This is a genomic window from Streptomyces daghestanicus, assembly GCF_020521275.1.
GTDB classification, from domain to species: Bacteria; Actinomycetota; Actinomycetes; order Streptomycetales; family Streptomycetaceae; genus Streptomyces; species Streptomyces griseoviridis.
This window is the reverse complement of record NZ_BNDX01000008.1, coordinates 1,053,240-1,067,706: the sequence shown is the minus strand read 5'-3', so window position 1 is coordinate 1,067,706 and position 14,467 is coordinate 1,053,240. Positions and strand designations below refer to the sequence as shown.

Here is a 14,467-nt window from a genome sequence, read left to right as displayed (position 1 = left end):
CCGCAAGGCCAGTAGCTCACCCATGTTCGATCTCGCCGTCTTCGGCTCCCTGTTCCTGACCCTTTTCGTCATCATGGATCCCCCTGGGATCACCCCGATCTTCCTCGCCCTGACCGCCGGACGGCCGGGCGCGGTGCAGAAGCGGATGGCCTTCCAGGCCGTCTGTGTCGCCGGCGGGGTGATCACGGTGTTCGGACTGCTCGGGCACCGGATCCTGGACTATCTGCATGTCTCGGTGCCCGCGCTGATGATCGCGGGCGGACTGCTGCTCCTGCTGATCGCGCTCGACCTGCTCACCGGCAAGACCGACGAGCCCAAGCAGACCAAGGACGTCAACGTCGCGCTCGTCCCGCTCGGCATGCCGCTGCTGGCCGGACCCGGCGCGATCGTGTCGGTGATCCTCGCCGTGCAGAAGGCGGACGGCGTCGGCGGCCAGGTGTCGGTGTGGTCGGCGATCCTCGCCATCCATGTCGTGCTGTGGCTGGTGATGCGGTACTCGCTGCTGATCATCCGGGTCATCAAGGACGGTGGCGTGGTCCTGGTGACCCGGCTGGCGGGCATGATGCTCTCCGCGATCGCCGTGCAGCAGATCATCAACGGCATCACCCAGGTGATTCAGGGGAGTTGACGCCGCTCCCGCGCCCCGGGACGCGGAACGGGCCCCCGTACGGCGTGCGTACGGGGGCCCGAAAGGCGGTGTGAACGATCCGCCGCTACGAGGCCGAGGTCTCGGCGGGGCGGATCCACAGGCGCTGCCCGATGGCGGCGGCCTGCTGGACTATCCGGTTGACGGAGGCTGCGTCCACGACTGTGGTGTCCACGGGCGTACCGTCGACGTCGTCGAGTCGCATGACTTCAAAGCGCATGGCCTCTCCCTTCGTCTGGTCATCCTCCAGAGGAGAACTACTGAGGGGAACCGCGGGTCATCGGTGCCTGGGGTTCCGTATGTGGTCAACGAGTGACCCGGTGCGAACATTCCCTACGCTAAAGAAAATTTTCGACAGGCTAATTACTGGTGGGTAAATTGTCGTTTTCGCGGCCCGGTACGGGGCTAGGTGTGCGGTGGCGGCGCGGGGAGGTCCGATGTCAGTTTGGCGTCGGCGTCTGTCCAGTACAAGACTGACCGGGACCGGTTGTGTTCGCAGCGTGACCGCCGGGACAATGGAGACGATGAACGACGACCTCGCATCCCTGCCCGCCCGCATCGACCGCACCAACGAGCTGCTCCAGCGCATGCTCGCCGAGGTGGCCAAGACACCGTCCACCCACGCGATCTTCGTCGACGCGGGATACCTGTACGCGGCGGCGGGACGGCTGGTCGCGGGGACGGAGGACCGGCGCGCCTTCGACCTGGACGCCGAGGGGCTGATCGAGGCGCTCATCGACCGGGCCCGCACCATCTTCGCGGACAGCAGGCTGCTGCGGGTCTACTGGTACGACGGCGCCCGACGCCGCATCCACACCGCCGAGCAGCAGAGCATCGCGGAGCTGCCCGACGTCAAGGTCCGCCTGGGCAACCTCAATGCCAACAACCAGCAGAAGGGTGTCGACTCCCTCATCCGGAGCGACCTGGAGTCCCTCGCCCGGCACCGCGCGATCAGCGACGCGGCGCTCCTCGGCGGTGACGAGGACCTGGTCTCGGCGGTCGAGGCCGCCCAGGGGTACGGGGCCCGCGTCCACCTCTGGGGCGTCGAGGCCCCCGAGGGGCGCAACCAGGCCGACCCGCTGCTCTGGGAGGTCGACAGCCAGCGCACCTTCGACCTGGACTTCTTCAAGCCGTACGTCTCCCGGCGCACCCTGCCCGCCTACGACGCGGCCGGCACGGGCCGCCCCACCCGGGAGAACGTGCGGTTCGCCGGGTCGCAGATCGCCGCGAAGTGGCTGGCGTCCCGGGGCCGGGAGGCGCTGGTCGAGCTGCTCGACGGCCACCCCTACCTGCCCGGCCCGGTCGACCAGGACCTGCTGGTCGAGGCCGAGGGGCTGCTCCAGTACTCCCTGCGCGGCCAGGCCGACCTGAGACGGGCGCTGCGGGACGGGTTCTGGGAGTACGTGCAGACGCAGTACTAGCTAGGGCCTGTCGTTCGGATCACGCCGCGGACGCGGGGAAGGCGCAGCCGATTCCCCGCGACCCGATCCAAACGACAGGCCCTGGGCGCCGCGCACGTCCGGGGCCGAGTTCGGGTTCGTGTCCGGGGCCGTGTTCGTGAGGTCGTCCCAGAAGTCGGCCAGTGCCGTGGCGGTCGGCAGGGGCTGATCCGCGTTGGGCGAGTGCTCGGCCCCGGCGATCACGGTCCGGCGTGCGTCCAGCCGCACCGCCATGTCGTCCAGGAGGGGCACCGGCCAGGTGTCGTCGTACTCCCCCGACAGCACATGGAACGGCAACGGAACCGCCGCCAGCTCCGCCACCCGGTCCGGTTCGGTGCACAACTGGCGCCCACCGGCCAGGAGTTGCGCGGGCCGGGTGCCCAGCCAGCGCTGCCGCAGCCGCTCCTCGTCGACCGGGCCGCGGGTGGGACCGCCGACCTCCTCCGGCGGTCCCATGGCCTGGATCGTCTCCCAGACCTCCGCCATGGTCATCACGGCGAGCGCGTCCCGCAGCAGCTCGACCCGCTGCCGCTGGTGCTCCGAGATCTCCGCCGGACCCGAGGACATCAGGGTGAGGGAACGGAAGGGGGAGGGGTCCAGCAGGACGGCCGACCGGGCGATCTGGCCGCCGAGGGAGTGGCCGACCAGATGCACCGGGGTGCCGAGGGCGGCGGTCTGGGCGAGGACGTCCCGGGCCAGTTCCGGCCGTGCGTAGGCGGACTCGTCGTGCTCGGGACCGTCGGACTCGTACTGCCCCCGGCCGTCCACGGCGACCGTACGGTAACCGCGGGCCGCGAGCGGCTCGTGCAGCAGGGTGAAGTCCTCCTTGCTGCCGGTGAAGCCGGGCAGCATCAGTGCCACGCCGCGCGGCTCGACCCCGGCGGGCACGGGCGAGTCGACGGCGGCGAACTCCCCACGCGCGGTCCGCAGCCGGTACGCGCGGGCGGCGGGGGGCGGGTCGAAGGCGGCGTTCCTGCTCACGGGCTGAGCGTATCGGGGCCGGGGGACCCGACGACGTCGGCCCGGTCCCGCACGGGGCGGGACCGGGCCGACGACGGTACGGCGGTTACGACAGGACGGGTCAGCCCTCCGTGGACGGGGCTTCGGCGCCGGTCGTGGTGGCCGCCGCAGAGGTCTTGCGGGTACGGCGGGCCTTGGGCTTGGTCTCGGCGGCCTCGGCCGCCGTTTCGGTCGGCCCGGTAGCGGTTTCGGCCGGTTCCTCGGCCGTGGTCTTGCGGGTGCGGCGGGGCTTGGTCTGGGCCGGGATGCCGGCGGTGGGCTCGGAGCCGGTGGACTCGGCGGCCGGGGCCGCGGGCGCCGTCGCCGCGGTCTTGCGCGCACGGCGGGTCCTGGGCTTGGCCGCCGCGTCGCCCGTGGCTTCGGCGGTGTCCGTGGCCGTTGCTGCCGTGGTGTCCGTGGACGTGGACGTGGACGTGGCCGGGGTCGCCGTCGCGGTCTTGCGGGTGCGGCGGGTCTTCGGCTTGGCCTCGGGTTCGGCGTCGTCGGTGGTGGGGGCCGGGATGGCCTCGGTGGTGGTGGCCGCGGTGGTCTTGCGGGTGCGGCGGGCCTTGGGCTTGGTCTCGGCGACGTCGGCGGTCTCGGCCGCCGTTTCGGCCGGTTCCTTGGCCGCGGTCTTGCGGGTGCGGCGGGGCTTGGTCTCGGCCTGGGGTTCCTGCGTGGTCTGGGCCGGGATCTCGGCGGCCGTCGCGGCCGTGGTGTCCGTGGCCGTCGCTGCCGGGGTGTCCGTGTCCGTGTCCGTGGACGTGGACGTGGTCGGGGTCGCCGTCGCGGTCTTGCGGGTGCGGCGGGTCTTCGGCTTGGCCTCGGGTTCGGCGTCGTCGGTGGTGGGGGCCGGGGTGGCCTCGGTGGTGGTGGCCGCGGTGGTCTTGCGGGTGCGGCGGGCCTTGGGCTTGGTCTCGGCGCCCTCGGCGGTCTCGGCCGCCGTTTCGGACGCCGTCTCCGCCGGTGCCTCCGCCGTGGCCTTGCGGGTGCGGCGGCGCGGCTTGGCGGGGGCCTCCTCGGCCGCCGGGGCTTCCTCGACCGGGGTGGCCTCGGTGACCGGGGTGGCCTCGGTGACCGCCGGGGCGGTCGGCTCCAGGACGGCGGCCGGCGTCTCCGCCGACTTGCGCGTCCGGCGGCGGCGCGGCTGCTCCGTCGCTTCGGGCGCGGCGGGGGTCTCAATGGCCGTCGCGGCCTCGGTGACCGCCGGTGCCGGCGCGGTCGCCTCGGCGGACTCCGCGGTGGTCTCCGTCGCCGGGGTCACCTGGCGGCGCGTCGAGGCTCCGCCACGGGTGCGGCGGCGTCGGCGCAGGACACGCGGGGCGTCACCGTCCTCCGGCGCGGTGCCGTCGGCCACGGGCGTGGCCGGCGTGGCCGGCTCGGCGGCGGGGGAGGCCGCCGCGTCCAGGGGCGTACCGCCGCGCGTACGGCGCCGGCGGCGCGGCGTGCGCGCCGGGCGCTCCGGCTCGGCGGAACGGGACTCGTCCCGCGCGCCCCGGCCGCCGCGACCGCGGTCCCGGCCGCCACGGCCACCGGGCTCGCCCAGGTCCTCCAGTTCCTCGGCCGCCAGGCCGGCCCGGGTACGGGCCGCGCGCGGCAGCACACCCTTGGTGCCCTCGGGGATGCCGAGGTCGGAGTAGAGGTGCGGGGAGGTGGAGTACGTCTCCGGCGGGTCGTTGAAGTCCAGCTGGAGCGCCTTGTTGATCAGCTGCCAGCGGGGGATGTCGTCCCAGTCGACGAGGGTGATCGCCGTACCCTTGGCGCCCGCGCGGCCGGTGCGGCCGATGCGGTGCAGATACGTCTTCTCCTCTTCCGGCGACTGGTAGTTGATGACGTGGGTCACGCCCTCGACGTCGATGCCGCGGGCGGCGACGTCGGTGCAGACGAGCACGTCCACCTTGCCGTTGCGGAAGGCGCGCAGCGCCTGCTCGCGGGCGCCCTGGCCCAGGTCGCCGTGGACCGCGCCGGAGGCGAAGCCGCGCTGCTGGAGCTGGTCGGCCAGGTCGGCCGCGGTGCGCTTGGTGCGGCAGAAGACCATGGCCAGTCCACGGCCCTCGGCCTGCAGTATGCGCGCGACCATCTCGGGCTTGTCCATGTTGTGCGCGCGGTAGATGTACTGCTTCGTGTTCGCCACCGTCTGGCCCTCGTCGTCCGGCGAGGTGGCGCTGATGTGGGTCGGCTGCGACATGTACCGGCGGGCCAGTCCGATGACCGCGCCCGGCATGGTGGCCGAGAACAGCATCGTCTGCCGCTTGGCCGGCAGCAGGTTGATGATCTTCTCGACGTCTGGCAGGAAGCCCAGGTCGAGCATCTCGTCGGCCTCGTCGAGGACCAGGCACTTGATGTGCTTCAGGCTCAGCTTCTTCTGGCCCGCGAGGTCGAGGAGCCGGCCCGGGGTGCCGACGACCACGTCGACGCCCTTCTTCAGGGCCTCGACCTGGGGCTCGTAGGCGCGGCCGCCGTAGATCGCGCTGACGCGCACATTGCGCACCTTGCCGGCGGTCAGGAGGTCGTTGGTGACCTGCTGGCACAGCTCGCGCGTCGGGACGACGACGAGGGCCTGCGGGGCGTCGGTGAGGTCCTCGGGGGCGGCGCGTCCGGCCTCGACGTCGGCGGGGACGGTGACGCGGTCGAGGATGGGCAGGCCGAAGCCCAGCGTCTTGCCGGTGCCGGTCTTGGCCTGGCCGATGACGTCCTTGCCCGTGAGGGCGACGGGGAGCGTCATCTCCTGGATGGGGAAGGCGGTGGTGATGCCGACGGCCTCAAGGGCCTCGGCGGTCTCGGGAAGGATGCCGAGGGAACGAAACGTCGTAGTCAGGGTGCTGCCTCTTCTGTGTGCGCGGTGCGAGGCGAGCGCGGGGGTCGTGTCGGACCGTGCCGGGGACGTCGGCTGCCGTACGGGCGAGCCGTAGACACGGGACCACTGCCGACGCTCTAGCGCTCGAACCGCTGAGGGTCCCCCTCCGGGCTGCCGCACACAGTGGCGTACGGCGGGGAGGGCTGTCGGGCGGAGCCGATCGGGCCACCGACCGGGCATCCTCATGCGTGCGCCCCGACGACCATGTCACGTAGCCATAGGTCACGATCACGAACTCGTACGTCACATACTCGGCAGGCGCAATACCACCATACCCCGGATTCGCGCACATGTGATGGCCGATTCGGTCACGTAGTCGTCGTCACACTGACTGACCAGGGCCTTCCCGTCGCCTACGAGCGGGCTATTGTGCGCTGCATGACGAGCTCTGACACGCCTGGCACCGCAGCGAACGCCCCCGCCGAACGTACCGCCGTCGCCGCCCGGGACTGGTCGTCGGCCGCCGCCGACCCCCAGTACCGCGCGGCGGTCGTGGACCTGCTCGGGGCGCTCGCGTACGGCGAGCTGGCGGCGTTCGAGCGGCTCGCGGAGGACGCCAAGCTGGCGCCGACCCTCGCGGACAAGGCGGAGCTGGCCAAGATGGCCTCGGCGGAGTTCCACCACTTCGAGCGGCTGAGCAACCGGCTCGCCGAGATCGGCGAGGAGCCGACGGAGGCGATGGCCCCGTTCGTCACCGCCTACGAGAGTTTCCACAAGCAGACGGCCCCCTCCGACTGGCTGGAGGGGCTCGTCAAGGCGTACGTCGGCGACTCGATCGCCAGCGACTTCTACCGTGAGGTCGCCGCCCGCCTCGACACCGACACCCGTGAGCTGGTGCTGGCCGTGCTGGACGACACGGGGCACGCCGAGTTCGCGGTGGAGAAGGTGCGCGCGGCGATCGACGCGGACCCGAGGGTGGGCGGCCGGCTGGCGCTGTGGGCGAGGCGTCTGATGGGGGAGGCGCTCTCGCAGTCCCAGCGGGTGGTCGCCGACCGGGACGCGCTGTCGACGATGCTGGTGGGCGGTGTCGCGGACGGCTTCGACCTGGCGGAGGTGGGCCGGATGTTCTCCCGGATCACCGAGGCGCACACCAAGCGGATGGCCGCACTGAAGCTGGCTGCCTGATCCGCGCCGGCCGGTCAGGCGGTCGCCGACCGGCCGCGCAGCCGGCCCGCCGGGCGCAGCAGGAGCGACAGCGAGGCGGAGCAGACGGCGGCCGAGCCCAGCAGGACGGCCAGCAGGCTCGCGGCGCCCAGCGCGCTGTGTGTGACGAACGCCCCGAACAGGGCCCCGGCGACGCCCGTCGCGAGGACGAGGGAGCGGGCCGGCAGCCGGTGCGGCAGGCGGCGGGCGGCGGCCCAGGCGAGGGCCAGCCCGAGGATCGCGGCACTGAGCGCTTCCAACAGCATTGTCGGGGTCCCTCCCACACGGCCGGCCTGCTCGAACGGTCGTAGCCGTCCTACCCCTGACCTGCGGAATGCAACCCTCCCCTGTGAGGGAGTTGTGCGCCGTTCGTGGAGGGGGGCGCGGGCGCCGGGGCGCGCGGAAGCGCGTAGGAGGACCTGCGCGGGGTGGCGTACGAGAGCCCGCGCGGGGTGGCGTGCGCTGGTCCTGCGTGGAGCCGCGTACGGCGGTCCTGCGCGTACGCCGGTCCGGTACGGAGGCGCGTACGCCGGTCCGGTACGGAGGCGCGTACGCGGAGGGGCCCGGCGGTGTCCGCCGGGCCCCTCCGTATGCCGCCTGTGGCTACAGCGCGCCGAAGCCCACCTTGCGCGGGGCCGGCTCGCCGAGCTCGACGTACGCGAGGCGGTCGGCCGGGACCAGGACCTTGCGGCCGTGCTCGTCCACGAGGCTCAGCAGCTGCGACTTGCCGGCCAGTGCCTCGGCCACCACGCGCTCGACCTCCTCGGCACTCTGACCGCTCTCCAGAACGATCTCGCGGGGCGCGTGCTGCACGCCGATCTTGACCTCCACGGCTATGTCCCTCCGACGGTCAGTGATGTGCGCGATCTTCCGCGCCGTACTCAGCACACATTAGCCCGGTGAGGGGACGTACACGCTGCGCCCGGCCACGCCAGGAGCGAACAGCCGACGGGAACAGACGGGCGGCGCCGCCCCGCTCAGTGCTGCTCGTTGCCGTGCAGCGGGAAACCGGCGATGCCGCGCCAGGCCAGCGACGCGAGCAACTGCACCGCCTGGTCGCGCGGCACGCTGCGGTCGCTGTGCAGCCAGGAACGGGCCACCACCTGGGCGAGGCCGCCCAGCCCGGAGGCGAGCAGCATCGACTCCGCGCGCGAGAGGCCGGTGTCCTCGGCGATCACGTCGCAGATCGCCTCGGCGCACTCGTTGGTGACCTTGTCCACGCGCTCGCGCACGGCCGGCTCGTTGGTCAGGTCCGATTCGAAGACCAGGCGGAAGGCGCCGCCGTCGTCCTCGACGTACGCGAAGTACGCGTCCATGGTCGCCCGTACGCGCTGCTTGTTGTCGCTCGTCGACGCCAGCGCGTTGCGGACGGACTGGATCAGGGACTCGCAGTGCTGGTCCAGCAGGGCCAGGTAGAGGTCCAGCTTGCCCGGGAAGTGCTGGTAGAGGACCGGCTTGCTGACGCCGGCGCGCTCGGCGATGTCGTCCATCGCGGCCGCGTGGTAACCCTGGGCGACGAACACCTCCTGCGCGGCGCCCAGCAGCTGGTTGCGTCGGGCGCGGCGCGGCAGGCGTGTGCCCCGCGGGCGTGCCGCCTCTGTCTGCTCGATGGCTGTCACGCCGCCTCCCAAAGTCGTCCCTGTGCGGTGTGCGCCGCGCGGCCATCGTACTTTTCGGTAACCGTGGTGCGCGCGGTGCGGACGCAGAATTTCACGGACCGGACAGCGGTGAAAGGAGTGCAAACAGTTTCAAAAATGCCCGAAACGGGCAAACGTCTGCCTCCTCCCTGTTCATTCCCCGCGCGGCGCACGCCCTCTCCGTCGGCCGTCGTCAGCGGTAGTCGTCCTCGTCGAGGGTGACCACGCGGGCCTGTTCCGCGAGGTCGGCCTCGCTGCCGCGGTCGGGGTCGACGCCGGTGAGCGGGTCGTCCCGGTCCGGGGTGATGTCCTTCTGCTGCTCGGCCGCGTCGGCGTCCGGCGCCTCGACGCCGACGTCCTGGGACTCCTCCGTCTCGTCGTGCGCGAAGGTCTCGGGATCAGTGGGATCGATGGCCATGCCGGCTCCCTTTCTGTGGACGTCCCCGCCGGGAGGCGGGGGGTGGTCAGGTGCGGGTGCCCTCGGTACGAGCCTAGGAGACACCCGAATCCCGCGCCGTGCGATCCGTGCCGGCCCGGGAGGGGGCGTGAGGGCCCGGGGCGCGTCGGGGGGTGTCTGCTCCGGTGCGTACCCCGGCGCGTTTCCCGATACCGCGCGAACGCACCCCTGTTGTGATGCCGAACACGTGAACCGTCGCGTGATCGTCTCGTAACATTGCCGCATGTCTTCGACCGAGCTGCCGTCCGTGCCGCCCGCCAATGTGCTGCCGGAGGCGACCGCGGTCCGGGTCGCGGAGGGCGAGCGGCTGCGGTCGGTGCGGCTGCCGGGGATCACGCTGACGGTGCGGTCAAGGCGCCCGGCCCGCGAGGGACTGCCGCCCGCCCTGTATGTCCACGGCCTCGGCGGTTCCTCGCAGAACTGGTCGGCGCTGATGCCGCTGCTGGACGACGTGCTCGACAACGAGGCGGTCGACCTGCCGGGCTTCGGCGACTCCCCGCCACCGGACGACGGCGACTACTCGATCACCGGGCACGCGCGCGCGGTGATCCGCCACCTCGACGCGTCGGGCCGCGGCCCCGTCCATCTGGTGGGCAACTCGCTCGGCGGCGCCGTCGCCACCCGCGTCGCCGCCGTCCGCCCCGACCTGGTGCGCACGCTGACCCTGATCTCGCCCGCGCTGCCCGAGATCCGCGTCCAGCGCAGTGCCGTGCCCACCGGACTGCTGGCCCTGCCCGGCGTAGCCGCGCTGTTCACCCGCGTGAGCCGGGACTGGACGGCGGAGCAGCGGGTCCGCGGCGTCATGGCGCTCTGTTACGGCGATCCCGCGCGGGTGTCGGAAGAGGGCCTGCGGCACGCCGTGGAGGAGATGGAGCGGCGGCAGCGGCTGCCGTACTTCTGGGACGCGATGGCGCGCTCCGCGCGGGGCATCGTCAACGCCTACACGGTGGGCGGCCAGCACGGCCTGTGGCGCCAGGCCGAGCGGGTCCTCGCGCCGACCCTGCTGGTCTACGGCGGCCGGGACAAGCTCGTCGGCTACCGCATGGCACAGCGCGCGGCCCGCGCCTTCCGCGACGCGCGGTTGCTGACCCTTCCGGACGCGGGCCACGTCGCCATGATGGAGTATCCGCAGACGGTCGCCACGGCCCTCCGCGAACTCCTCGCGGACACCGCCGGATCGACGGCCGCCGACGATCGGCACACCGACGAGAACACAGGAGGCTGAGGCGCGAGTGGGACGCCACAGCCGTCGCGGGCCGGCCCCCAAGGGCGACCCCGCGGACGCCACCGCAGCACGGGAACGCCAAAGCGCACGGCCCGAGGAGCGGGGCGGCCCGTCGACGCCGCCCGGGGAGCGGACGGGACCTCCGTACGGTGACGGGTCCCCCGCCGGCCGGGTCGGCGCGCGTCCGCCGCGCGGCACCCGGGCCTACGACACACCGGCCTTCGGCACGGGGCGGGTGGGTCCGGCCGGGCAGGTGCGAGGCGGACACCCCGAGCAGCGCGAACCGGGCGGCGGCTGGGGCGAGTTCGGGGCGGCCGGCGCGGCTCCGGGCGCGCCGCGCGGTCCCGGCCTGTCCCTGCCCCGGCAGCGGCAGGCGCCCCAGGGGGCGCGCACGCCGGGGGCACGGGGAGGCGGCGGACCCCGGCAGGAGTACCTCGACGCGTTCGAGCGCGGGTCCGACGACCCCAGTGCCTCCGCGGCCTCCGCGGCCTCCCCGTCCGCGTCCGGCTCCGCCCCGGCGGCCGGGTCCGTGTTCACGCCCGCGTCCGGGACCGCGCGAGTCCGGGCCGACGCGCCCCCGCCCGGCTCCCGCGCCACCGCCGGTGGCCGGAGCGACGGGGGCGGTCCCGTCCGCGGGGGCGGCAAGGGGCGGGCCTTCACCGGCGTCGCCGCGGCGGCCGTCACCATCGTGCTGGCCGTCGTCGTGGCCGGGCAGGTCGCCGACGGGCGTGCCGGCGAGGCCGCGGCGTCCCGGTCGGCCGCCGACCGGGCGGGCGCGGAACAGGGCTCCGTTCCGGGCGCGGCGGAGGAGATGGGCACGTCCGATGCGGGAGCGGGCTCCGGTTCCGGACCGAGCGCGGCGGCGCCGCTGACGTACGCGCAGAAGATGGGCACGGTCTATCCGCTCAGCGCCACACTCAAGGGCTCCGGCGAGTTCGACGCGATCGAGGGCGTCGACAAGGCGCCGGGGAGGGGGCAGAAGTACACCTACCGCGTGGACGTCGAGAAGGGGCTCGGCCTCGACGGCGAACTCTTCGCGCAGGCGGTGCAGAAGACCCTCAACGACGACCGCAGCTGGGCCCACAACGGCGCCCGTACGTTCGAACGCGTCCACTCCGGTCACCCCGACTTCGTGATCACTCTGGCCAGCCCGGGCACGACCGCCGACTGGTGCGCCAAGTCCGGCCTGGACACCACGATCGACAACGTCTCCTGTGACTCGGCCGCCACCGAACGCGTCATGATCAACGCCTACCGGTGGGCCAAGGGCGCGAAGACCTACGGCGACGACAAGATCTACCCCTACCGGCAGATGCTGATCAACCACGAGGTCGGTCACCGCCTCGGCCACAACCACGTGACCTGCGACAAGGACGGCGACCTCGCTCCCGTCATGCAGCAGCAGACCAAGTTCCTGGAGTACGACGGCATCCGCTGCCGCCCCAACGCCTGGCCGTACCCGTCCGCCTGAGCCGCGCCGCGTGAGAGTCGCCCGACCGGGTGCGGCCATGACGTGACGCTCGGTGTTCGTCCGCTCCCTTGACGCGACCGAACGCGCTTCGCCCGGGAAAGTTACGCCCGTTCACCCCTTTTGGTGGCGTGATGGACAACCGTCCGTCGCGCCACCGCCTTGTCCGCATACGTTCGTCCCCGCTGCGAGCCGCCGGACCAACGGCGGCTCCCCATACGGGACATCGGGGGTGCGTGTGCGCATCGGACTACTGACGGAGAACGGTTACCCGTACGTCAGCGGCGACGCCGGACTCTGGTGCGACCGGCTCGTGCGCGGGCTCGGGCAGCACGAGTTCGACGTCCACGCGCTCAGCCGGTGCGAGCGCCAGGAGGACGCGGGCTGGGTCCCGCTGCCGCCGCAGGTCCGCCGGGTGCGCACCGCCCCGCTGTGGACCGCCGAGGACGACGGGGTGGTGTACGGCCGGCGCGCCCGCCGGCGCTTCACCGAGTGCTACGGCGCCCTCGCCGCCGTCCTGTGCGCGGCGGGCCGTCCGGACCCGTCGTCCGGCACCGCGGGAGACGCCTCCGCCGCAGAGGCGGACCGTTTCGCCAACGCCTTGTACGGGCTCGCCGAACTCGCTCGCGACGAGAACGGCCTGGTGGCCGCGCTCCGCTCCGAAGCCGCCGTACGGGCTCTGGAGCACGCCTGTCGCGCGCCGGGCGCCCAGCGACCCGCGCGCGAGGCGCGCGTCCCCGATCTCCTCGCCGTCGCGGGCCATCTGGAACGCGCCCTGCGCCCCCTCTCGCTCGGCTGGTACGAGGACGCCGGTCTCGGCGCGGTCGACCTGTGCCACGCGACGTCCGGCGGTGCCGCCGCCCTGCCCGGCCTGCTGGCCCGGCACTTCTTCGGCGTACCGCTGCTGGTGACCGAGTACGGCGTGCGGCTGCGTACGCACTACCTGACCGCGCCCGACGCCTCACCGGCCGTACGCGCCCTGCTCGCCGCCTTCCACGGCCGGCTCGCCACGGAGATCTACCGCCGGGCCGCCGTCGTCACCCACGGCAACACGCACGCCCGGCGCTGGCAGGAGCGGTGCGGGGCCGACCGGCACAAGCTGCGCACGGTCCACCCCGGCATGGACGCGGCCCCGTTCGCCGCGGCCGGCGAGGCGCGCGGCGACGCCGGTCCGAACACCCTCGTGTGGGTCGGCCGGGTCGAACCGGCCAAGGACCTGGTCTCACTGCTGCACGCGTTCGCCGAGATCCGGAAGGCGGTGCCGGGGGCCCGGCTGCGGATCGTGTCCGTTCCCGGTCCAGTCCCCGGTTCCGGTCCAGGGGGAGCGTTCGGGGAGGAGGGCGGTGGTGCCGGTGGTGCCGGTGGTGTCGGTGAGGCCGGGGAGGCCGCCTATCTCGCGCACTGCCGGGGACTCGCCGCCCAGCTCTTCCCCGACGAGGCCGACGGTCCGTACGCCGTGGGCCGGAACCCGGTGTCCTTCGAGGAGGTCGGCGGGCCGGACCTGCCGACCGTCGCCGACGCCTACGCGGCCGGTTCCCTGGTCGTCCTCTCCAGCGTCGTCGAGGGCTTCCCGGTGGGGCTGGTCGAGGCCATGCTCTGCGGCCGAGCCACGGTGTCGACCGAGGTCGGCGCGGTGGTGGAGGTGATCGGCGGCACCGGATCGGTCGTACCGCCGCGCAATCCGCGGGCGCTCGCCGAGGCGTGCGTGGCGCTGCTGCGCGACCCCGCGCGCCGTGAGCGCCTGGGCGCCGCCGCGCGCGCCCGCGCACTCGAACTGTTCACCGTCGAGCAGAACACCGCCGCCTTCCACGGCATCTACCTGGAGATCCTCTCCCGTACCCCGCTGCGCCGCGGCGGCCTCGACAGCGCGGGCGCGTCCCTGCCGTTCGCGGTGCCGGCCGAGGCGTACGTCCCCGGCCGCTGGAGCGCCGGTCCCGGGAGCGGGGGCGGGGGCGCGGGCGGGGGCGGTCTCGGCACCCCCGTCGAGTCCCGGACGGTCGTCCGTGGCGGGCCGGGCTGGGCGACGGACACCCCGGTACCCGTCACCGAGGGGGCCCGATGAGCGGCTTCGACGGCCTGGACCGACCCGCGGCCCCGGGCAGCCCCGGCGCCTGGGACGAACGGTCCGGGGCGTACCTGACGGAGGCGACGGGTGCGGGGGCCTTGTCGGGCTCGGCTTCCGGTCCGGGGCCGGCGTCCGTGTGGGGGTCGGCTTCCGGTTCGGGGTCGGCGTCCGTGTGGGGGTCGGCTTCCGGTTCGGGGTCGGCGTCCGTGCCGGGCTTCGCTTCCGGTCCGGCGTCCGTGCCGGGCTTCGGTTCGGGTCCGGCGTCCGTGTCGGGCTCGGCTTCCGGTCCGGGGCCGGCGTCCGTGTGGGGGTCGGCTTCCGGTTCGGGGTCGGCGTCCGTGTGGGGGTCGGCTTCCGGTTCGGGGTCGGCGTCCGTGCCGGGCTTCGCTTCCGGTCCGGCGTCCGTGCCGGGCTTCGGTTCGGGTCCGGCGTCCGTGTCGGGCTCGGCTTCCGGTCCGGCGTCCGGTCCGGGCTCGGCATCGGTGTCCGTGTCGGCTCCGGATGCCAAGGCCGGCTCGGAGGCACGGCCGG

14 protein-coding genes are annotated in these 14,467 nt (G+C 73.5%); 6 read left to right on the top strand and 8 right to left on the bottom strand.

Going from position 1 to position 14,467, the window contains the following annotated elements; genetic code table 11:
- Positions 1-22: 22 nt before the first annotated feature.
- Positions 23-628, top strand: a complete 606-nt coding sequence (locus tag Sdagh_RS14135) for a MarC family protein (protein ID WP_189415253.1) — start codon at positions 23-25, stop codon at positions 626-628.
- Between the two features lie 85 nt (positions 629-713).
- Here Sdagh_RS14135 and Sdagh_RS14130 read toward each other — a convergent pair whose 3' ends face one another.
- The gene (locus Sdagh_RS14130; RefSeq protein WP_107060478.1) at positions 714-866 is read right to left on the bottom strand and encodes a DUF8834 family protein; all 153 of its coding nucleotides are present in this window, start codon (positions 864-866) and stop codon (positions 714-716) included.
- A gap of 304 nt (positions 867-1,170) precedes the next feature.
- Here Sdagh_RS14130 and Sdagh_RS14125 point away from each other — a divergent pair, with 304 nt between their 5' ends.
- On the top strand, positions 1,171-2,067 hold the full coding sequence (locus tag Sdagh_RS14125) for an NYN domain-containing protein (RefSeq protein WP_189415251.1): 897 nt from the start codon (positions 1,171-1,173) through the stop codon (positions 2,065-2,067).
- On the opposite strand, the gene Sdagh_RS14120 is transcribed toward Sdagh_RS14125, so the two are convergent.
- The gene (locus Sdagh_RS14120; protein WP_190077491.1) at positions 2,068-3,066 is read right to left on the bottom strand and encodes an alpha/beta fold hydrolase; all 999 of its coding nucleotides are present in this window, start codon (positions 3,064-3,066) and stop codon (positions 2,068-2,070) included.
- A 100-nt stretch (positions 3,067-3,166) separates the two neighbouring features.
- Positions 3,167-5,809, bottom strand: coding sequence for a DEAD/DEAH box helicase (locus tag Sdagh_RS14115; RefSeq protein WP_226535113.1), 2,643 nt, complete (start codon positions 5,807-5,809; stop codon positions 3,167-3,169).
- A 510-nt stretch (positions 5,810-6,319) separates the two neighbouring features.
- Between Sdagh_RS14115 and Sdagh_RS14110 the strand changes: the two genes are divergently transcribed.
- A complete protein-coding gene (locus Sdagh_RS14110) occupies positions 6,320-7,066 on the top strand; it encodes a ferritin-like fold-containing protein (RefSeq protein WP_189415247.1) in 747 nt (248 codons plus the stop codon).
- 14 nt (positions 7,067-7,080) lie between these two features.
- On the opposite strand, the gene Sdagh_RS14105 is transcribed toward Sdagh_RS14110, so the two are convergent.
- From Sdagh_RS14105 to Sdagh_RS14090, 4 genes are all read right to left on the bottom strand, one after another.
- The gene (locus Sdagh_RS14105; RefSeq protein WP_189415245.1) at positions 7,081-7,350 is read right to left on the bottom strand and encodes a hypothetical protein; all 270 of its coding nucleotides are present in this window, start codon (positions 7,348-7,350) and stop codon (positions 7,081-7,083) included.
- Positions 7,351-7,687: 337 nt separating this feature from the next.
- On the bottom strand, positions 7,688-7,915 hold the full coding sequence (locus tag Sdagh_RS14100) for a DUF3107 domain-containing protein (RefSeq protein ID WP_073940165.1): 228 nt from the start codon (positions 7,913-7,915) through the stop codon (positions 7,688-7,690).
- Positions 7,916-8,061: 146 nt separating this feature from the next.
- Complete coding sequence (locus tag Sdagh_RS14095; protein WP_189415243.1) at positions 8,062-8,703, bottom strand: TetR/AcrR family transcriptional regulator; 642 nt, start codon at positions 8,701-8,703, stop codon at positions 8,062-8,064.
- A gap of 211 nt (positions 8,704-8,914) precedes the next feature.
- The gene (locus Sdagh_RS14090) at positions 8,915-9,139 is read right to left on the bottom strand and encodes an Rv3202a family protein (protein WP_189415241.1); all 225 of its coding nucleotides are present in this window, start codon (positions 9,137-9,139) and stop codon (positions 8,915-8,917) included.
- A 262-nt stretch (positions 9,140-9,401) separates the two neighbouring features.
- On the opposite strand from Sdagh_RS14090, the gene Sdagh_RS14085 reads away from it, so the two are divergent.
- From Sdagh_RS14085 to Sdagh_RS14075, 3 genes are all read left to right on the top strand, one after another.
- Positions 9,402-10,403, top strand: coding sequence for an alpha/beta fold hydrolase (locus Sdagh_RS14085; RefSeq protein ID WP_189415239.1), 1,002 nt, complete (start codon positions 9,402-9,404; stop codon positions 10,401-10,403).
- Between the two features lie 7 nt (positions 10,404-10,410).
- Positions 10,411-11,874 (top strand): DUF3152 domain-containing protein, encoded by a 1,464-nt coding sequence (locus Sdagh_RS14080; RefSeq protein ID WP_190077490.1) that lies wholly within the window; start codon positions 10,411-10,413, stop codon positions 11,872-11,874.
- 235 nt (positions 11,875-12,109) lie between these two features.
- Positions 12,110-13,933: a DUF3492 domain-containing protein gene (locus tag Sdagh_RS14075; protein ID WP_189415235.1), complete on the top strand. Its 1,824-nt coding sequence runs from the start codon at positions 12,110-12,112 to the stop codon at positions 13,931-13,933.
- Here the strand turns inward: Sdagh_RS14075 and Sdagh_RS14070 are convergent.
- The gene (locus Sdagh_RS14070) at positions 13,914-14,444 is read right to left on the bottom strand and encodes a hypothetical protein (RefSeq protein ID WP_226535112.1); all 531 of its coding nucleotides are present in this window, start codon (positions 14,442-14,444) and stop codon (positions 13,914-13,916) included. The two genes, Sdagh_RS14075 and Sdagh_RS14070, sit on opposite strands and share 20 nt — an antisense overlap.
- Between the last annotated feature and the right edge of the window lie 23 nt (positions 14,445-14,467).